Source organism: Kribbella sp. CWNU-51 (assembly GCF_054073265.1).
Map to the genome: position 1 here is coordinate 1 of NZ_JBSXMZ010000035.1, position 18,887 is coordinate 18,887.

At 68.5% G+C, this 18,887-nt stretch carries 16 protein-coding genes; 8 read left to right on the top strand and 8 right to left on the bottom strand.

Features of this window, described 5'->3' with window-relative positions:
• Nucleotides 1–159: 159 nt before the first annotated feature.
• Nucleotides 160–363 (top strand): hypothetical protein, encoded by a 204-nt coding sequence (locus ACXC9Q_RS30270; RefSeq protein ID WP_457060032.1) that lies wholly within the window; start codon nt 160–162, stop codon nt 361–363.
• A gap of 233 nt (nt 364–596) precedes the next feature.
• On the opposite strand, the gene ACXC9Q_RS30275 is transcribed toward ACXC9Q_RS30270, so the two are convergent.
• From ACXC9Q_RS30275 to ACXC9Q_RS30290, 4 genes are all read right to left on the bottom strand, one after another.
• Nucleotides 597–4,805 carry an nSTAND1 domain-containing NTPase gene (locus ACXC9Q_RS30275; RefSeq protein WP_457060033.1) on the bottom strand — a complete coding sequence of 1,403 codons (4,209 nt, stop codon included), beginning with the start codon at nt 4,803–4,805 and terminating at the stop codon, nt 597–599.
• Between the two features lie 1,168 nt (nt 4,806–5,973).
• Nucleotides 5,974–6,657: an ATP-dependent DNA ligase gene (locus ACXC9Q_RS30280; RefSeq protein ID WP_457060081.1), complete on the bottom strand. Its 684-nt coding sequence runs from the start codon at nt 6,655–6,657 to the stop codon at nt 5,974–5,976.
• Nucleotides 6,658–7,028: 371 nt separating this feature from the next.
• The gene (locus ACXC9Q_RS30285; protein WP_457060034.1) at nt 7,029–7,415 is read right to left on the bottom strand and encodes a hypothetical protein; all 387 of its coding nucleotides are present in this window, start codon (nt 7,413–7,415) and stop codon (nt 7,029–7,031) included.
• 250 nt (nt 7,416–7,665) lie between these two features.
• Nucleotides 7,666–7,866 (bottom strand): hypothetical protein, encoded by a 201-nt coding sequence (locus ACXC9Q_RS30290; protein WP_457060035.1) that lies wholly within the window; start codon nt 7,864–7,866, stop codon nt 7,666–7,668.
• Between the two features lie 148 nt (nt 7,867–8,014).
• Between ACXC9Q_RS30290 and ACXC9Q_RS30295 the strand changes: the two genes are divergently transcribed.
• Nucleotides 8,015–8,779, top strand: coding sequence for an SOS response-associated peptidase (locus ACXC9Q_RS30295; protein ID WP_457060036.1), 765 nt, complete (start codon nt 8,015–8,017; stop codon nt 8,777–8,779).
• 108 nt (nt 8,780–8,887) lie between these two features.
• Entirely contained in the window at nt 8,888–9,385 is a 498-nt protein-coding gene (locus ACXC9Q_RS30300) for a hypothetical protein (RefSeq protein WP_457060037.1), read from the top strand.
• A gap of 150 nt (nt 9,386–9,535) precedes the next feature.
• Here the strand turns inward: ACXC9Q_RS30300 and ACXC9Q_RS30305 are convergent, their stop codons facing one another.
• The 4 genes from ACXC9Q_RS30305 to ACXC9Q_RS30320 form a co-directional block, all read right to left on the bottom strand.
• On the bottom strand, nt 9,536–10,441 hold the full coding sequence (locus tag ACXC9Q_RS30305; protein WP_457060038.1) for a bifunctional DNA primase/polymerase: 906 nt from the start codon (nt 10,439–10,441) through the stop codon (nt 9,536–9,538).
• A 63-nt stretch (nt 10,442–10,504) separates the two neighbouring features.
• Nucleotides 10,505–12,049, bottom strand: a complete 1,545-nt coding sequence (locus ACXC9Q_RS30310; protein WP_457060039.1) for a DNA cytosine methyltransferase — start codon at nt 12,047–12,049, stop codon at nt 10,505–10,507.
• 82 nt (nt 12,050–12,131) lie between these two features.
• Entirely contained in the window at nt 12,132–12,365 is a 234-nt protein-coding gene (locus tag ACXC9Q_RS30315) for a hypothetical protein (protein ID WP_457060040.1), read from the bottom strand.
• Between the two features lie 915 nt (nt 12,366–13,280).
• Nucleotides 13,281–13,469, bottom strand: a complete 189-nt coding sequence (locus ACXC9Q_RS30320) for a hypothetical protein (protein ID WP_457060041.1) — start codon at nt 13,467–13,469, stop codon at nt 13,281–13,283.
• Nucleotides 13,470–13,757: 288 nt separating this feature from the next.
• On the opposite strand from ACXC9Q_RS30320, the gene ACXC9Q_RS30325 reads away from it, so the two are divergent.
• From ACXC9Q_RS30325 to ACXC9Q_RS30345, 5 genes are all read left to right on the top strand, one after another.
• Complete coding sequence (locus ACXC9Q_RS30325) at nt 13,758–14,018, top strand: hypothetical protein (RefSeq protein ID WP_457060042.1); 261 nt, start codon at nt 13,758–13,760, stop codon at nt 14,016–14,018.
• A gap of 206 nt (nt 14,019–14,224) precedes the next feature.
• Nucleotides 14,225–15,178 (top strand): hypothetical protein, encoded by a 954-nt coding sequence (locus tag ACXC9Q_RS30330; protein WP_457060043.1) that lies wholly within the window; start codon nt 14,225–14,227, stop codon nt 15,176–15,178.
• Between the two features lie 379 nt (nt 15,179–15,557).
• Complete coding sequence (locus ACXC9Q_RS30335; protein ID WP_457060044.1) at nt 15,558–16,106, top strand: hypothetical protein; 549 nt, start codon at nt 15,558–15,560, stop codon at nt 16,104–16,106.
• A 490-nt stretch (nt 16,107–16,596) separates the two neighbouring features.
• Entirely contained in the window at nt 16,597–17,055 is a 459-nt protein-coding gene (locus ACXC9Q_RS30340) for a DUF1801 domain-containing protein (RefSeq protein ID WP_457060045.1), read from the top strand.
• Nucleotides 17,056–18,100: 1,045 nt separating this feature from the next.
• On the top strand, nt 18,101–18,268 hold the full coding sequence (locus tag ACXC9Q_RS30345; protein WP_457060046.1) for a hypothetical protein: 168 nt from the start codon (nt 18,101–18,103) through the stop codon (nt 18,266–18,268).
• The last annotated feature ends 619 nt before the right edge of the window (nt 18,269–18,887 follow it).

Sequence of the window (18,887 nt, forward strand, 5' to 3'; positions counted from 1 at the left end):
TGGCCGTACCGCTCCGCGCGGCGGGCGCCGGCGATCTCCCGGACCGACCCGGACGGCTGACCGGCGCGCTGCCCGGCCGGCGCGCGGGATTCACCCGATCGGGTTGATTGGCCTGTCCGGGCCGGGTCGGCGCTGCGAGCTGATCTCGTCCGGCCACGGATGGTCGCGACGGGCCGGCGTCAGTACGGCGCCAAGCTCGGCCGGCTGTGCCGCCGTGAGGACCACGGTGCCTCCGACCATGACAAGCTCGCCGGTCGCGGCGTAGCGGCCAGCGATCACGACCTCGGGGTGACCAAGCGGACCGAGAACGCCGCCGACGATCACCTCGACGGTGTCGCGGTGCTTGACCTTTCGTTGGGGTGAGGAAGATGTCGTGCATTGTCGTATCTACAGGCCGTGGTGGGGTGCGCGACACCCGAGCCTGAGGTGGCAGACGGCTGCTGGTCAGCGACTGGACGGCGCGATGCGGGAGCCCTTCGGGGTCCGACGTGGCGGCCCGGTCGCAGCGATTGTCGATCTAGGGCTGTCACTCTGTCCCGTATACGGTCGCTTCGGCGGCGCGGCCCAGGAGCCACCGGCTGCCGGGGCGGCCGAGATCAGGGGCAGGTCTTCTCGTACGGCCGGTCGGCGAACGCCTGGGTCCACTCGTCGCGGGTGAGGTTGCGACCCGCCATTGTGCAGGCGGTGGCGATGGCGTGGTCGAGGCGGGTGTCCCAGCGGTAGGTCTGTCCGTCGTACGCCGCGATGGTCACAATGTCGTTGCTCTCAGCAAAGGTTGGCGAGACGGCGACTGGCTCGGTTCCGGTGGATATGGCGATAGTGCCGAGGAGGTCGAGTGTGTGCGCGTCCCAGAGGCTGACGGTGCCGTCCGCGGCGCCCGACACCAGGTGCGAGCCGTCTGGTGAGAAGCGAACGAACAGGCCCCGATCGTTGTGTCCGGAAGTCGGCGCGCGCCTGACCTGTCTCGACTGTGGATCGATGGTGAGTACCTCACCGCTGCGCCCGATAACCGCGATGAGGCGACCGTCGGGTGAATATGTCGCGTCGTTGACGCTCAGCCTCTCCAGATCGCCGTCCGAGACCATCTCGCCGGTGCCAGTGTGGATGATCTCCCAGTGCTGGTTGGCGAAATCCGGTGAGGGGTCGAAGAGCACCGCGGTCTGACCGTCCGGTGACCCTGCAAGGAGACTTGCGCTCCCCGGGACCGTGTTGCTGGGCAGTAGCGTCTCTGCGTCGAAGTAGTGGAGGTTGCCTAGCGAGTCGGTGACGGCGATGCGGTCGCCGCGTTCGATGTAGGTCATCGCGGAGATGTCCAGGCCCAAGTTCTCCGTGCGTACCTTCCCGGTCTGGGAGTCCGCAACGGCGATCTCGTCTTCGTCGTGGATGGCGAGGTGTCGGCCGTCGGGGTGCCAGGTTGCGGACGTCGACGGTCCCTCTTCGAGCTGGATGCCGAGGCGCGCGGGGGTGGTGGTGGCGCCGGTTGTGGTGTCCGCGAAGCTCACCCAGGAGTCCTTGCCGCCGCGCCACAGGTAGGCCGTCTTCCTGCCGTCGTCGGAGGCGAGAACGTGCAGGTAGTCGCGGGCGGGCAGGGCCTGCGACCGGTGAAGGTATTGCCGGTGCCCGGACAGGTCGTAGACGCGAATGATGCCCTCGTCGCCGCCGGTGTACAGCGTCTGGCCGTCGGGGCTGAAGCCGACCCGCGTCTGGCCGAGGGACAAGATGTTTATTGCGGTCTGCGGTTCGAACGTCTCGATGCGGTCGCGGAGGGTGCCGGTGGCCACGTCCCAGACGATGACCGCCCCACCGCGCGAAGCCGAACCCAGCAGCGTGCCGTCGCGGGAGAAGGCCAGGCTGTGGGGCGGGTCGGCGTGCCCGCGCAGCACCTTGACGGTTTTGCCGGCGTGTGCGTCGACCAGGCTTATCGCGGTGCCGTTCGTCCCGTCCTGGTTCAGCAGTTGGAGCGCCAGCAGGTCGCCTCGCGTGCTGATGTCGATGCTGAGTAGGCCTCGGAGGTCGGGGCGCTGCCACTTTTGCTTGCCCGTGGCCACGTCGTACGCGGTGAGTGGAGACCCGCTGTAAATGGTTCGCCCGTCCGGGCTGAGTGCGATTCCCAGGGCCCCATGCGCGACGGCCACTTGACGCGGTGCGTGGCTGGCCGAGCCGAGGTCCCACACGAGCAGGCGCACGCGCGCCTCAAGGGGGCCGGCCAAGTAGCTGGACTCCGTCAAGACGCTGGCAGCGAGATGCCGTGAGTCGGCGCTGAAGGCGATGTCGAGGTATGGGCCGGTGGGTGGTGGGACGGCGAGGGGTAGCGGGTCGAGGTTCTCGGCGTCGAGCAGCCGAAGCATCGAGGGGGTGGCGGTGGCCGCTAGGTACCTGCCGTCCGGACTGTAGAGCGCTGTGCTGAACGCAGGCGCGACGCTCGCCGCACCGAATGAGTATGAGTCGGTTACTCGACCCGTGCCGGCGTCGTACACCTGGAACGCCGCCCGGTCGTCACCGGCAGCGATCCGGCTTCCATCGGGGGACACCGAGATGCCGTTCACATACCCGCTCAAGGCGGGGAACGATCTGAGCAACTGTGGATGTCTGTCGATCGCCGCCACGAGGTTTGCCCGGGTCTCGGGCGAGTCGTCCAGCCGGGCCCCGTGCGCGGCGAGCAGCAGCGAGTGGCTGATGCCGTTGGTCAGCTGTGCGCGTGCCCCGACCCGGCGCGCGAGCTCGCTGGTCGCCGCTCGTTCGGCGCGTTCGGCCTGGCGGACGGCGACGAGGCCGGCGATCAGTGCGCCGATGAGCAGGAGGGCCGAGGTGGCCAGGGCGGCGCGGAGGCGGCGGTTGACGCGGGCCTGGTGCCGGGCCTGGCTTTCGGCGGCGCGCAGCTCCGCCTTCGACAGTCGCTTGCTCTCGGCCAGGAAGTCTTGTTCGGTGGCTGTCAGGGCAAGCGTCGTACGCTCTTGCCAGTCCAGCGCCTTGGCGAGGCGGACGCCGCGGTAGAGCTCGCTGTCGGGGCGGCCGAGCGTGTCCCAGGAGTCGGCCAGGGGGGCGAGGTGGTGCAGGATCTGCTGGCCTTCGAGGTCGTCGTCGAGCCAGCCGCGCAGTCGCGGCCAGGCGCGGGCCAGCGACTCGTGGGCGAGCTCGACGACACCGGCGTCGCTGGTGACCAGCCGGGAGCCGACCAGCAGATCGATCATCGCGTCGTTCTCAGGCCCGGTGACGACCAACCGCCGTGACAGCCGGCTGCGGACCGGCTCGCCTTCTGGGCCAGGTGTGACTAGGCGCAGCATCAGGTCGCGCAGTACGGGGCGCTGGCCTGCCGGGATTCGCTTGTAGATCTCCTCGGCCGTTTGGGCGACCGCACCCCGGATCGCGCCCGAGGCGTGGTAGCCCGCCACGGTCAGGGTGCGGCCTTCACGCCGTTGCCACGTCTCGGCCAGTGCGTGCGACATCAGCGGAAGTGCGCCCGGCTGGTCGGCGACGTCGTTGACCAGCAGATCGACCAGACCCGGCTCGACGACCAGCGAGGCCAGCCGGGCCGGATGCTCGATCGCAGCCCGCAGATCGGTCTCAGTCATGCCGGCGAGCAGATACAGCCCCTGCTCCACGGTGCGGGCGAAGCCGGGATGGGAGGAGACGTCGGCCAGCCGATCGGCGCGGAACGACAAGATCAGCGGCGCCACCGCCTGGTGGGCGCTCAGCGCGGTCAGGAATGTCTCGCGCTCGGCGGTGTCCTGACACAGCGAGAACACCTCCTCGCACTGGTCGACGACCAGCGCGGGCGGAGCGCCCTGGCCCGGCATCGCAGCGGCCAGCGCGGCGACCGGACGCGCACCCGGGGTCATCACCACGACGCGGGTCCCATCCCGGCGCAAAGCAGCCGCGACCCCTGCCCGCACCAGCGAGGACTTGCCACAACCGGACGGGCCGACCACCGCTAGTGCCGAGCTCTCCGACAGCTTGTGCAGGCACGCAGCGACGTCGGAATCCCGGCCGAAGAAGCCGTCCGCGTCGTCCACGTCGTACGGCTTCAGGCCGAGATACGGGCAGTCCGGGCTTGGCTCCGGCAGCGCGCTCTCCACCACCAAGGACGGGTCCTGGCGCAGGATCGCCTGCTCCAGCGCGTCGATGTCCGGGCCTGGGTCCAAGCCGAGCTCACGATCCAGCAGCTTGCGCAGCCGCTGGATGGTCCGCAGAGCCTCGCCCTGCCGGCCGGCCTGATACTGCGCCGTCGCCAGCAGAACCCAGCGGCGTTCGCGCAGCGGATCCTCCGCCACGAACCCTTGCGCCGTGGCCATGACCTTGTCGTGTTGCCCCGACCGCAGTGCCGCCTCGACGTACAACTCCTCAGCCGTGCGCCGCAACTCCTCCAGCCGCCCCGCCTCGATCCGGCCGACGTCCCACCCGTCTAGATCGGTGAGAGGTCGGCCCCGCCACAACGTCAGCGCATCCGCGAGAACCAGCGCTGACCGCTCAGTGTCACCGGCCGCCAGCAGCTTGCGAGCACGGCCGACCGCGCGCTCGAACTGCTGCGCGTCGATCTCGTCCAGCGGTACCGCGAGGCGGTAGCCCAGCGGCAAGGTCTCGATCGCGTGGATACCAAGAACCTTGCGGAGCCGGACTACACAGCCCTGCACCACCTTCGGCCAAGACGCAGGTACCTGCTCCCCCCACACCACGTCGGCCAGTTTCTCGGCGCTGACCACGTCTCCGGGGTGCACGGCGAGCGCCGCAAGCACCACCCGGTCGCGTCGTCCGAGCGTCTTGTGATCCCCCTCGATCGTGAGCGGGCCGAGAACTGAGATACCCATCCCTCGACTCTCGGCCCCCCGAACCAGCCCGTCAACGGCAGCGATACCGCCGTGATACCGCACTCAAACCGACGCGATACCGCGCTGAGCGACAAACGGAATCAAGCAACGTCAGGCGCACCCGGGGCACACCAGAAGCGGCACACCCCCGCCGGACGCGAAACAGGAGCACAAGAATCATGTCCGCACACGCACCGAACCCCACGTCCCAAGCGCGGAGGAAAGCTCTGGCCGCGCTGACAGCGAGCGGCGCAGGCATCCTGCTGGCCCTCATGGCCACCACCGCGCCGGCAACCGCCTCCCTGAAGCCCGACCCCAACGGCCCGCCCGAGCCTTCGACCACAGTGCCGAACCCGGGACCTCCCAACTACCCGGAGTACAAGCTCGACGTGCCAACGTCGCCAGCAGATCCGACAGGTCCGAAAACAATGCCGGATTGCCACTGGGCCTACCACTCTGTGTGCCAGGAGGTCCCCGCGCCGCTGTCCCCCGCAGAGGCGGCGCTAGACCCAGGTCCGTCAGACGACACTGGGGCCGAGGTGCTGCAGGCGGGCGCGTCCGCACTCGGCGGTGCGGGCTTGGCACTCGGCGGGCTGTGGTTGTATCGGCGCCGCCACGCGCCTGCTGTATAGGTCGATCGCCGAGTCCCGCACACTCACGCGGGTACAGCGGTTCGAGCGCTGCCGCCTCCACTCGAGTCGAGGTGCCGGTCTTGCGAAGGATCTTGGACACGTGCACCCTGACAGTCTCGTCGCTGATCACGAGTTCCTCGCGATCTCTCCGTTGGAGCGTCCGGCCGCGGGAAGCTTGGATTGCCCCTTCCCGCGCGGTGAGGCCGGCGAGCGCTGCTGGTGCTCGAGGTGTGTCCGCGATCGGGACGGTTGGGCGAAGCGTGACGCGTGCCATCCACATCCTCCTGCAACGGTCGGGCCCACCAGCGGTCCGGTGTGCTCGCCGCAAGAACTCGCTCATGTTGGAGCCCACCGACCCGCTGGCGATCAAGGCGTCGGCACCGCGCAGGCGCGGCACGGCGGCGTGCCATGGCGCGCCGGCGACGCGACACTTCTCGATCGCCTGATCCCATCGCGCCGCCTCATCGGATTACCCTCGGCATCGGGCGACCTCGGCGACGGAGAGCGCCGCGAGCATGACCCGATCGCCGCCGCCGTCAGCTCGTGCTGTGAGGATCGTCTGCGGCCACTGCCCGAAAGCTTGTGCGTGCGCGACACCTGTCGCCCACGCCACCCCCCACACAAGATCGGTCGCGACCAGCGCAGATGCATCCAAGTCCGGACCACCGGACACCGCCGACCCCGACAGAATTCACCTTCACCCAGGCGTCGCGGCGACCCGGGGTATAGCGGGAGGCTGCGCCCTTCACGACCAGACCCTCCACGCCCATCGCGGACGGCAGCACCTCGAACCACTCGGTGGCCTCATCGACGTCGGCGGTGACCGGGGTCAGCTGCCGCGGCGGCACCCAGCCGCGCGACACCTGCTCCAGCCGCTCGCGGCGCACCGCCCAGCGCTGGGTCCGCAGATCGACCCCACCGGCCGCGAGCAGATCGAACGCGGCAAACGAGGCCGGCAGCTCGGCAGCCTTCGCACGCGCCTTCGCCGGGCTGGTGACGAGACGCTGCTGCAGCGCGTCGAAACTCAACCGGCCGTCCGGGCCGAGGATCACCAGCTCGCCGTCGAGCACGACTCCGTCCGGGAGCTGCCGGGTGGCGGCGGTGACGATGTCGGGGAACCGGTCGCTGATCTCATGCCGGTTGCGGGTCCACAGCCGCGCCCGGTCACCGCTGCGGACGATCGCGCCACGGTAGCCGTCCCATTCACCTCGTAGCGTGATCCACCTGGCAGGGCGTTCGGTGCCGGGATCTGGTCGACCGAGCGGGCCAACGCGACCTCCACGGGTCCGGCTAACTCAGCCGGGATCCGCACCCCGGTCGGCTCGCTACGCCGCCCCGCCGGCGTCACGCGGGGCCTCTGCGCCGGACCCGGCCGAACGGCGGCCACACCACGACCACCACCCGCTGGACGGTCAGCGGCTTGTCCCGGTGCGGGCAGAACCGGTGGACTGGCAACCGGTGCATATTCGAAGTGTGCGGTATCCCGTCCTCTTTGGGGCGATTGGGGACTGTGATCGCTGACTCTTCGTGAGCAGTGTGTTTGGGCCATGAAGACGACAGGGGCGTCCTCGTCGAGCTTCGACAAGTACGCTCAAGTACGCCTGAGCTTGTACGCCTCGAATACCCGCTCGTGGCCTGTGCATGAGACGACGCCGATATCGGTTGTGTTTTCGAAGCCTCCGCCGACGGCTATCTCGTCGCCTGGCCGGGCGGCCAGCTGTCCTGTTGCATCAATGAGGGCGGATGTGCCGTCACGGAGTGCGACACTCCAGCCTGGAGGCCAGGCGACATCGATGTCGACGAGGCTGTCGGTGCCGGCAGCATTGCTCATGGGGGTGCGGACTACCAGGCAGTTTGTTGAGGTGTCGATCTCGAGGGTTCCGATCAGCTGAGCCTGCAACGACACGGTAGGGGCTTTACGTTGAACAGTCAGACCGGGCATCGCAGCATGGGGGCTCTGCTTCGCGTCGCGATCCATCAGACCATCTCCAGGCTGTTGTATTAGATGCATCAATGTTGCTGTGAACTCGTCTGCCCAGGTCAGTGGCCGGCGACGGTCAAGCCCGCACTCTCGTTGCACCTCCCTGACCAGCGCGATTAGCCGATCCGGACCAGCGAGCAATGTTGCATCAAGTGCAATTCATCCCGTTTGTGCTCAGGGACGTCGGGCCCCGTCGCACTTCCCGCACCGCCGCGCGCTCGACACGGCACCAGCATGCGCCCTCTCGTCAGCTCATGTCGCCGTACGGCGACCGGTTCGGCGGCGCCAGCGAGCTCCCCTCAGAGCGCGCCTTTGACCGGATCGAGTCCTGGCTCCGCCCGAGCTTGATGCTCGTCACGCCGACCGGCGTGTTGCCGCGCGAGACCTGCTGAACCTCTTCGGCGGTCCCGGCCCGGCGATTGTTGCTTCTGGTTGTTGCCTCGGGCATCTGAGACTCCCTCCGTCATCGCTGACGCCTGCGCGGTACCCACTCGGCGGGCCCACAGGCCTGGCTTGCACCGGCGAGCCTTCAGCACGGTCGGTTACCGGTCTTGTGACGGCGGCGACTGTCGCCCGGGTCTGGCAGGCTGGCAGCTATGTGCGGACGCTATGCATCCACCCGAAGCCGCGAGGACCTGCTGGAGACGTTCAAGATCGAGGAGGCGCTGGCCGACGAGGAGAAGGCGCCGGACTACAACGTCGCGCCGACCAAGACCAGCCCGACCGTGCTCGCCCGGCCGCCGCGCGGCGCAGACGAGGAGACCGACCCGGTCCGCCAGCTCCGGAACCTGAAATGGGGCCTGGTCCCGTCCTGGGCCAAGGACCCTAAAATCGGCAACCGCCTGATCAACGCCCGCGCCGAGACCGTTCACGAGAAGCCGGCGTTCCGGCGCGCGTTCAAGTCACGGCGGCTGCTGATCCCGGTGGACGGGTTCTACGAGTGGTTCCCGACCCAGCAGCTCGGCAAGTCGGGCAAGCCCTTGAAGCAGCCCTTCTACATCCATCCCGCCAACCCCGACGACGTGCTCGCCCTGGCCGGCCTGTACGAGTTCTGGCGCGACCCAGACAAGGCAGACGACGATCCGAACAAGTGGCTGACCTCATTCACCATCATCACCACCACCGCGACCGACGACGTCGGCCGGATCCACGACCGGATGCCGATGGCCGTCACACCCGACAACTGGGAACAGTGGCTCGACCCCGGGCTCGACGACGTCGAGACCATCCAAGGCCTGATGGCACCGCCGGCCGCGCTCGAGGTCTACGCGATCTCCAAAGCGGTCAATGACGTGACGAACAACGGTCCCGAACTGCTCGAACCCGTGCCCGCCGAGCCAGCCGCCGGCGAGAGCGAGTGACGAAGGGGCGGGGCCCTCGGGATCACGAGTTTCCAACTCGTCCAGACAACGCCGCGGGCAGGGCTCGGAGCATGGCGAGCCCGGCTGACCTGTTGGGATCGACGTCAGATGAGCGTCGGGCGCCGGGTATCTGAGGCCGCCGGGGACGTGGAAACTGTCGGCGCCGTGTGGGACCGTGTTGTGGCATGGAGCTCACTGGCAGGCGACCGGATACCGCGGACGAACCTCCGCATTCCGGTGCGCGAATTTGCCCTGCTCTGGCTGACGGCCGAGCGCCGTGCCGATGCCATGGAAGCGGCCGGCGAGCCGGAGGATTCGTACCTGCGGGGTGTGTGCTCGACCTGCAAGTGGCTGGCGGGCGTGATCATCAGGGTCCGAGGTGTGAATGGGCCGACCAGCGTGTTCGTACCCTCGCCCGTGACCGATATGCCGGACAAGGCGTACGAGGAGCTGGTCGCCGAGGAGACGCAGATCGCAGAGCAAGTGGTCGCCGACAGCCCGCCTGGCAAACCGGGATTTGTCGACGGCGTATTCGCGACACTGGCTTGGGCCTGGCGCCGATCAGGTGTGCCACCGATCGAAGTGAATACCGCCCAAGCAGGCTGAGCCGCCGTTTACCCGCTCGGTCTTGGGTTTTGTTCGTGTCCCCCGTCAAGGCGGGTGTTGGCGAGGGTGTCGGCCTCTTGCGGCAGTCCTGAGGTGATGGTTTCGGTCGGCTTCGCCACGGTCCCACCGACGACACCTCGTGGGCAATCATCAAAGCGAACGCGGGTTGCGCAGACCTGCGGTGAGGCCGGATTCGATCGTTCGTTCCGCCTCTCGCCTACCGAGCCCGATCCGTGTCGCGGCGGAGAGTAGTTCGTCGCGGATGACCTGGGGTTGGAGCGCTCCGGCTGCTGCGACGCGGCCGAGAGCGTACGCCGCGCCGTTCAGGTCGTCGTTGCGGTGACCGGGCGTGGAGGCCAGCAGCTTGTCGAGCTGACCCGTGAGCGCTTTCAGCCCGTACGCGCCGCCAAGCCTGCAGGGCGTGCCTGCCCTGCTTGAGACGGAGTTCACGTCTTGCGCACGCAGTGCGGCGATGATCCAGTCGGGGAGGTCGGCGGGTCGGCGGATGACGTCGGCTCGATAGCGGTGTCCCTGGATGACCGATCCGGCGCCGACGACGTAGCCGCCGTGGCCTCGGGTGTCGATCTTCCAGCCGAGCCGTCCGGCGGTGTTGCCGAGGTCGGTTCGCGTGGGTTGCCGGTAGTACAGGTGTTGTCCTCCGCTGGGTGTGCTGACAGACCAGGTGCGGGGCATGGCCTGGCCGGCTTCGGCGGCGAGCTGGTCGAGCACGTCGCGCCCGCATGTGACTCCTTGGCTGCGCCATGGCTCGGGCGGAGGCTCGCTGCCTCGTTTGGGCTGGTCCAGGTCGATCACCAGCAGCCCTGACGGTCCGGTGGCCACGCCGATGTTGTAGGGGGCTTCGCGCCACCACCGCATGATCTGGTCGGAGTCGGTGGTGGCCATATGCGGCCAGTCCTCGATTGCGGGAACCTTCGAACCAGGGCCAAGAGGAAACACGGCCAGCCCGCGCGCGGCGTGCCACAGTGCGGCGCGGGCGAGCCGATCGGGTGCCGCCGCTCGAGGACGGATCCTTGCCTTCCGTGACGAGGTAGTCATCGTGAGATCTCCAGGTGCGCTTAGGCTGGAGGGGCACCGTGGTCGGGCCCCTCCAGCAGGTGTTTAGGCGGCGTTCAGGTCGGTGAGGTCGTGTCCGAGAGATTCGGCGACGGCGGCGATCAGGTCGCGCGCGGCGGGTGGGGTGACGGCGTTGCCGAGCTGGCGGACTTTCTCGCGCTTGTTGCCCAAGACGACGTAGCCGGGGGTGAATGCCATTCCGGCGGCGACCTCGTGCGGCTCGAGCATGCGGAACAGACAGTCCTCGACCGCGACGGTCTGCGGCTCGAGCAAGGACTGGTGCCCGGCGGTGGTAAGCGTGCGCAGCGTCTCGGCCGCGGGGGTGCATATCTCCGCACCCGTGTAGCGGGAGCCGTTGTTGCGCATGATCAGCGCGTACCGGTCCCGGGTGGTGAATGTCCCGTGCGGTGCGGTTGTCGGGCGGGTGGTGGCGTTGCCGTAGTAGGGCATCAGCAGCGCGTGGTGGTTGCCTGCTGCCGCGAACGTGTCGAACGGCTCCGACACCTGCTTGGTGGTGTTGTTGTTGCGCAGCGGCACCACCAGCGCCTCCGACTCACGAGTGGTCCGGGTCCGCATGACCTCACTCAGCGGCGTCGCGGTCTCGTTCCAGGTGCCACCGGCCGGAACCAGTAGCCCGGTCTCGTTGCGGGTCGTCATGGTCCGCATCGCCTCCCAGGCAGAGGCGGCGGTCTTGCCGTCACGGCCCTCGACCGGCACCAGCAACTCCGGCCGCACATACCGGGCCAGCCCGGCACGGATCCGCTCCATGGTCTTGTCGGCCAGCGGCCGGGTCCGGTCCCCGATCCGCTCCCCCACCAGGCTCCAGTCGATCGCCGCCGCCGCCGGGAGCCAGCCGGGCTCAACGACCTGGTTGCGGCAGGCAACGTTCGGGCAGCGCCACACATACTGGGCGCGGTACCGGCCCCACGTCCGGTCCGGCTTCTTCCACGCCTGCATCGCCCGCACCATCCGGTCACACCCCGCGCAGTACGCCAGGGGGCGGGTCCACCGGTTCAGGTCCGGACATGTGGTCGTCCGCAGGTGCGCGACCACATACAACCTGTCACGGCTTTGAGGGGCAGGCAGCCCGCCGGCCTGGGCGTGCATGCTGTTGAGGTAGACGACGTGCAGGCAGTAGCCCAATGCGTCGAGCCCGGAGCGCCACGCGGGCCAGAGCACCCAGAGCGCGGCGTCGACGACGTTCTCGACCACGATCGCGGCGTAGCGGTGGTGCTCGGCGAACCGGACCACGTCCCACATCGTCGCCCGGGACCGCTCGGCCGCCTCGTCGGGCAGGGTGTCGCCGAACAGGTCCGGCAGCGCGTCCACGTTGCGCTTGCGGCCCTTGGCCTGGGAATGGTTGGTGCACTCCGGCGACGCCCACAGCACGTCGGTGTGCGGGTAACGGCCCGGGTCGACCTGGGACAGGTCCGCGCAGTCGTGGTCCGTGGTCGGGTGGTTCGAATTGTGGGTGTCCACGGCGAGCTTCCAGTGGTTCGCGGCCATCCGCACGGTCACGCCGGGCACCTGGACAGCGCCGGTGCTCGATCCACCGGCACCGCAGAACAGATCAGTCACGGTCAACGTCATCGGTTCAGCTCCTTCCAGAAGGTGGTGCGGGGAGCGCCGTGGGTGCGTGGTCCGTCACCACGACGCTCCCCGTGCCGGTGGGTTAGTTGGCGGTCTCGGCGTTGTTGTCGATGTGGTCGATCAGCTGCCAGTCCGCGTGGTCGGGGTCGACGCCGACGAACTCGCGGCCGCACGAGCAGACGCTCACGACCTGGCCGTTCCGGATCGGCTGCGGGGCCGGAGTCACGTCACGGTGTGCGGGCGGCCACCCCGTGCCGTTGCTCTCAGCAACAGAAGAAGTGCGGTGGGGGTAGGTGATCTCGGTCGGGTTGTTCACGGTGGTCTCCTTGCGACTGGTCCGTTTGCCCACTGGTGGGCTTGTGTTGGCGGCAGCCCCGTCCTTTGGGGCCTGCCGGCTACTGCCGCCTACCGGATCGGCTAGAGGCTCCGCGCGAAGCGGTTGCGGAAGTTCTCGGTTGATGGACAAGGAAGTAAGCGCAGCGCCGCCGTCCATCAGGCGAGAACTTCCGGAACCGGTTCGGGTGGAGGGGGCCGGTCTGGTAGCCGCCCACCAACCCCAGCCAGAGAAGGGATTTCGTCCCGGCCGAAGGCCGGATCCTCTCCCGCCCGCCAGGGGCGGGAGAGCCTCGGGGCTACGCGCCCGGTTCCCTCAGCAAACGCGAGAATCCCCCTGAGTATCCGCAACTTGGTGCCACGGATGATGCCACGCAGAAGACCGCAAGCCGACCGCACGGTATTGCCCCACCCGATGACGCCGGCCGCCCTGAGCCGGCGCATCGCCGTTGTCATGTCAGCTGCTAAACTCCAAGACGCTCCTTACAGACTGGCGGTCGGCACTCTACTGGTCGCGCGAACCGACGGGCCTGGCCGCCTTACCCCCCAGGGCGGCCGGGCCCTTCGCTGTCTCCCGTGATGTTCTCGCTGGGCCGCCCCGAGTCGCGCTGACGACGGGTCCCCGGTGAACGACTCACTGAGGACACCGCGGTCGGCAACCTGCTGGTCGCGCGTTACTACTCGGAAGGTTCCCGGCTCAGTAGCGATGAGCGATCGCCGCCGCTAGTCCTTTGCAGGGTTTGCCCCGGCTGGCGTCGGGTCGGCGGCGTGGGTTCGAGCTGTTCGGTTCGGATGCCTGCTACCCAGGAGATCGCGGCGAGGTCCGAACGGCTCAACCCCGTGAACTCCAAGTCAACTGAAAAGTCGAGGACGAGGGCCCCGAGCAACTACTCGGGCCCTATCTGCGTGTGTTGGCCGATCCTGGCCGCCGGTCCGCCACGCGGTCGAGCAGTTCGTCGTCTCGTTGTACCGCGCCCGGGCCGCGAGGCGGTGGCCCGAGCACGATCGCCAGCAGCCCCCGCAGCCGGTAGACCAGGTCCGCGGCGTACGGATCGGGGCGAGCTGGCCGGTAGCGGCAGCGTCGCATCACGGATCCCCCCTTTCTCCCCTTGGGAAGCTATCGGGATCTCCTCCCTCGGCGTTACCAGGGTGCTCAGCCACCAGCTCACGGCGCCCGGTAGGGTGGCGCTGCTGAGCGGGATCGTCGCAGCGCCGCGCAGCCAATCGCTGGGGCCGGTCTGCAGCATGCCGCTGGTGCGAGGACGAAGGTCGCGTTGGCGAGGCAGGCATTGCGCGTCGCAAGGCAGGCCTTCACGATGGTGTCGCTGGCCCAGTGCGTCGCGAAGACGAAAGTCACTGAACTCTGGGGTGGCCGATGCGGCACGGCAGGCCCTGCCTGCCCGCTCCTGCCGTACGCCGGACGGGTGGAGGCTCGGAGTCCGGGGCGGCCGCGCGTGAGGCGGAGAAGGCGAGCTCCCGGTCTTTCATGCGCCGGCTGCTGCGGGTGCCGCGCTCGTCGTACTACGCCTGGCGCCACCGCGCCGAGACCCCCACGACGGCGCGGCGCCGTGTGCTCGCCGAGCAGGTGCAGCGATTTCCACCGAGAATCGAAAGCCCAGAAGAAGGCGCGGAGTAACCGGACACACCAGCGAGGCGATAAGCACTCAGGGCTAGGAGGTGAACTAACCACGGTGTCGCCGAATCGATCGTCACCGATTAACCTGCTGCCGTCACGGTCCGTGCTCGATGTAACGCGGGGTATGAGCGCCGCGATGTGGGGGTGAGTCATCTGGATCTCGGAGGTTGACCGAGACAGACCTCACCTTCTGAAAGAGGATCTCAATGAAACTGCAGCGCTTCGTGCTTGCTGTGGCTGGTCTCGGCCTGGTGGCCGCGACCGTCGCATCCGCTCCGGCCGGCGCCGCCAGTCAGACGGACCCGAAGCCGTCCTGGTCGGCCAAGGCGGCCCAGGCGAATTCGACGAAGGCCGCGTCCGAGGCCTGCATCACATCGGTCGGCTTTCCCACCGCCGCGGGCACCATGGAGGGCGCGGACGTCACCGCCGGCCGGCCGCCGGAGGCGGCGCCGTACCCGTCGTTCAAGTTCGTGGGCACCCGCGCCAACGCGACCTGGTACGCGGCCATGAACGCCGCGGGCACACAGTTCTACTACTACGGCCTGTTCCTGCAGGGCGGAAACCTCTACCGGCACACGACCTACCTCCCGGCGGACGAGACTGCTGAGCCGGTGCCGACCTTCAAGCGGATCGGGTCGGGCTGGACGAGCTTCAAGTCCATCGCCACGTCCAACTACAGCGTCGCGCAGCCCCGGCACGCGTACCTGTACGGCCTGAACACCAACGGGAGCCTGTACCGCTACGCGATGATCGGCGCCGGTTTCAAGTCCCTCGGCTCGTTCGGTGGGTTCCGGGGCTTCAAGGCGATGACGGTGATCAGCGAGACCGCGACGTACGACACCCTGCTGATGACCACGAACGCCGGTGCGCTCTACACCATCCGGATCCCGGTCACCGCGACGGCCAAGCCGGTCGTCAAGCTGATCCGCTCCACCGGCTTCGCGGCCTACGAATCCCTGGTCGTCCAGGGCTGCGGCACCCGCGGCGGTTCGCTGCTGGTCGCTGTCGACCACGACACCCAGGCCGGTTACCTGTACGCCATGAGCAAGGCGAACGGCACCGCGACCGCGATCACGTCGTACGGCAAGATCCCGCAGGTCTTCAACGGCGTCAACCACGTGTCGCTGACGACCCACTACGACCAGCTGGTCGGCGAGTGACCTCAGCGGTCCCAGGCGCCTGCTGACGCAGGAACCAGGATGACCGGGAACGTCGCACTCGCGGCGTTCCCGGTCATCCTGGTTCGACACTCTCGGCTGCGCCTACTCGATACCCAGAGAATCGAGGGCTTCCAGTGGAGCGACGCCGTTACCCGAATGCTCAGCGACACCCCCGATCCCGTCTCCGCCGCTGTTGAGAATCGATCGTTGCCTACGGCGACTAGCTCGGCAGCGCCGATAGCAGGGCTGATCTCTGCCTTCTGATCAGCCGCCGGGCCGTGGCGCTGCTGGCCGTTGGAACGATGCGGGCTCCTCTACCATCTGCACAGAAAAGGCCCGAACAATCAGGACTTCCGTGGCACCTGGGGGCGGAGTGGGTGTGGCGAGTGAAGCTGGAGCGGCCTACTGGGCGGCAGAGCTTGCCAAGACAGGCGAGGTGCGCGGCCCACCGCGGCGAAGGATCACTGCGCTGAAGACGCTGCTCTCCGGTCTCCTGTGGGCGAATCAGGTCGGTGCGGTCGTAGCGGCCGCCCTCGGTACGCAGAACTGGCTGTGGTGGCCACTGTTCTGCGTGGTGGCGGCCCCGGCCTTCATCGCGTATGTCTGGACGTACGCGCGGATCTCCCTCTTGGGCCAGCCGGTGCTCGTGGTCGACAATATCGGTGTGTCTCTCGGCCGGAAACGTCTCGGTTGGGAGGACATCAAGATCGTCAAGGGCCCCAACTCGCTGCGCCTGCGCCCGTCCGATCCACGTCGCCCAGTAGACGCCTCCCGTGAGTGGTTCGGGTTCGTCACCGTCGCGCCGGCCACCCAGCGCCGGACCCGGCAGATCTCCGTGGGAAAGGATCATGTCAGCGACCTTGAGAGTCTGGCGGCCTGGCTGGATGCGCTCCGGAGAGAGCAGCAGACAGGCGGCCGAACTGTCTGAATCGCAGTGGGTCGGCAATCCGATAACCCGCCTCACGTTCAGGTGCAATCTGCACTAACGCTAATTGCAGGCTAATCGGCCGGGGTCGGAACCATTCGCTGCTGTGCGGTGGCTCAAGTCGTGGGTCAGGAGTCGTAGCCTTTAGGCCTCTGCTTGGCCGGCCGCTTCGGTAGCACGGTGAGACGTCCACCGGGGATACGGTCGAGTTCCGGGTGCGCATCGCTGATCCGCCGCGGGGTACCGGACGAGCGCGTACCGGAATAGTCTAGTTACCTGCGGACAAGCCGAAGGACCTGGCCTGGCGCTACCCCCCCGCCGCCGGGTCCTTCACGGCGCGACCCGCTGGGGGCGACTCGTCCGTTCGGACGTCGATGGATCGGGACGTCAGGAAACCCGCCGCTACACGCCAGACAACAACATCCAAGAGTCGGGAGCGCGTCGGCCTCGTGGTGGGGGCGTGATCTCGGCGCGGAGCGGTAGTGTCGGCTCCGTGACGGCCGAAGCCGACCTGGCCGGATTCATCGACAAGTTCGCGCCCGACACACAGGACCTGATCCGCAGGTGCCGGACGAAGGTGCGGGCGGTGTTTCCGGATGCGGTGGAGTTGGTGTACGCCGACTACACCTTCCTCGTGATCGGCTACGGCCCGACGGCCCGGCTGTCGCAGTCGATCTTCTCGCTCGCCGCGCAGAAGCGGGGCGTCAATCTGTGCTTCCTGCAACGGCTGGCGGAGCTGCCGGACCCGACGTCGATCCTGCGCGGCCAGGGCAACACGGTGCGCAGCGTCCGCTTGACCGCAGCCGAGGACCTGGACCGGCGCGATGTGCGCGATCTTATCGAGGCCGAGCTGCGGCTGGCCGCGGTGCCGATGGAAGCCGCGGTCGGTCCACGGCTGATCATCAGATCAGTCGCTGCCAGACAACGGCTGCAGCGGTGGTCACTTCGTTGACAGCGACGCACGGTAGACATTGTTCGAGCACCCCGGGTCCTCAACACCACCGCGCAGTCCTGATCGCGTCCGGGATCAACGGCGGTCCGGCGCGCCGCCTGTCCCCGGCTCAGGCCGGCGGAGTGCTGTCGGCGCTGCGTGTTCGGCAGGTCGGGAACCTGCAGGTCGGGCGGTCCCTGGCGCATGGCTGCTCAGTGCCGGGGACCTGAGCCGGGCGCTGCTCCGCGGCTGCAGCACCAGCCTGTGCGGTTGCTGTTCTCCCCGGCCGGACGCGGCGAACACGACCCGGAACGACATCCCCCGCCGGCCCCCGTCGCGGCCGACGCACGAGTCTGGTGCTGGCGAGCAAGAGTGGTGTGACCAAGGGATGCCCGGGAGCCTTAGACAGACATGCCACCCGCGTTGCCCGAGCCCCAGCAGAGCCTGCCACCGCAACTGGCCACGGCGGCGCTCCGCGCGTTCGAACACCGCCACGAGGTCATCCACCTGCTGTACACGGCGCCCGACCACGCCGAGGCGACCCCGGCGCGTCGCGAACCTCCTCGACCTCGACGAACCAGCAGCGGCCTGTCTCTTGGACCTCCCACTACGGCAGATGCTGCCCGAGAAAGGGCACGACTCGACCCAGCCAACCAGGCCATCACCAGCCAGCGGGCGCTGGACTGACGCGCTAGGCCGGGCCCGTTTGGCGATCCCCCTCGAACCGCCGCCCCGGGCCCGCCCGAGCGCATGGAGGCCGCGGTGACCGGCGCTGAGGCCTTCCACCGAAGTCACCGCCCCTCGCAGTGACCGCCCTCACTGGTCTTCACCGTGCCCACCAGCCCCGCTTCTCAACCCCCGGGCGGCCGACGATCGCAGAACCCCCGGCTGATGTGTCCGGTCGCGCGAGGGTGGGTACGAGAAGATCGGCGCCGCCGACCTCTATCGGCGGCCTCAGACGGTTCCCGGCCGCGCGCCTGGGGCCGGGAACCGTCGTGTCGAAACCTCTGCCCGTAAAGGGCTGGTCCTTCCACGAGACCCGCAGCGTCGATGATCAGCAGGAAGGGTGGCGCTGACGATCCACAGCAGTGCCACTGTCAGCCAGATGGGGCTGACGTTGGCCGGCGATGGCGCCGGGCTGACCTGCGGCGGCTCGGCGGTACAGGGCCGCCTGGGCATGGAGGCCTCGACGGAACTCGGTTCGCGGGGTCTGGATCCGCCTGGCGGCGGGTAACGGCGCGGCGAGTGCGGCGGGGTGGCTGGCGAACGACCCCCGGGACCTCTTCCGCGGGCGTGAGCAATGCCCCGTGGGTCGCGCACGAGGCCCCTGGCCCACGCTGGTCTACGCGGGCACCGGGACGTGTTTCCCGGCGACCTGGCGTCCGGCGTCCCCATGCTCAGCATGTACGCCGGGTCGGCCGCGGCCGCCGTGGTGAAGGTCAACACAACGCCCCCAGCGGGCCGGGAAGGTACCGCGGCCCTCACAGGGGTGTAGCACCAGTCGCCTCGGCGGGGACCGTTGAGCGATGAGTTGCAGCGGGCGCGTGCATCTCAGTCTCTTCGCGCAGGCCTTGTACAGGCAACACCCTCAGCGCGGCGCGCGTCAGGAGTCCGGGCAGCCGCCACCGCCTGCACTGACCCCAGCCGTCAGCGATCGTGACGCAATACGCGGCGAAGATTGGCAGGAAAGTCTTGATGATTGGCTGGACTGAGTTCGGCCCCACAACCATGGTGCTTCGCGCTGAGCGCCGTACCCGACGCCAGGACGAGACCCGGCCTTCGAGCTTGGCTGCACTCGGCCTGGCCGGCGCATGCCCAGCGCGAAGCCGCTTACAACCCGGTGCCCCTCGAGA

Bases quoted from the DNA above. Each gene is read 5' to 3' on its own strand.
- ACXC9Q_RS30270 (WP_457060032.1), top strand. From the start codon at position 160: ATGGTCGCGACGGGCCGGCGTCAGTACGGCGCCAAGCTCGGCCGGCTG.
- ACXC9Q_RS30275 (WP_457060033.1), bottom strand. From the start codon at position 4,805: ATGGGTATCTCAGTTCTCGGCCCGCTCACGATCGAGGGGGATCACAAG.
- ACXC9Q_RS30285 (WP_457060034.1), bottom strand. From the start codon at position 7,415: ATGGATCGCGACGCGAAGCAGAGCCCCCATGCTGCGATGCCCGGTCTG.
- ACXC9Q_RS30290 (WP_457060035.1), bottom strand. From the start codon at position 7,866: ATGCCCGAGGCAACAACCAGAAGCAACAATCGCCGGGCCGGGACCGCC.
- ACXC9Q_RS30295 (WP_457060036.1), top strand. From the start codon at position 8,015: ATGTGCGGACGCTATGCATCCACCCGAAGCCGCGAGGACCTGCTGGAG.
- ACXC9Q_RS30300 (WP_457060037.1), top strand. From the start codon at position 8,888: ATGAGCGTCGGGCGCCGGGTATCTGAGGCCGCCGGGGACGTGGAAACT.
- ACXC9Q_RS30305 (WP_457060038.1), bottom strand. From the start codon at position 10,441: ATGACTACCTCGTCACGGAAGGCAAGGATCCGTCCTCGAGCGGCGGCA.
- ACXC9Q_RS30310 (WP_457060039.1), bottom strand. From the start codon at position 12,049: ATGACGTTGACCGTGACTGATCTGTTCTGCGGTGCCGGTGGATCGAGC.
- ACXC9Q_RS30320 (WP_457060041.1), bottom strand. From the start codon at position 13,469: ATGCGACGCTGCCGCTACCGGCCAGCTCGCCCCGATCCGTACGCCGCG.
- ACXC9Q_RS30325 (WP_457060042.1), top strand. From the start codon at position 13,758: ATGCGGCACGGCAGGCCCTGCCTGCCCGCTCCTGCCGTACGCCGGACG.
- ACXC9Q_RS30330 (WP_457060043.1), top strand. From the start codon at position 14,225: ATGAAACTGCAGCGCTTCGTGCTTGCTGTGGCTGGTCTCGGCCTGGTG.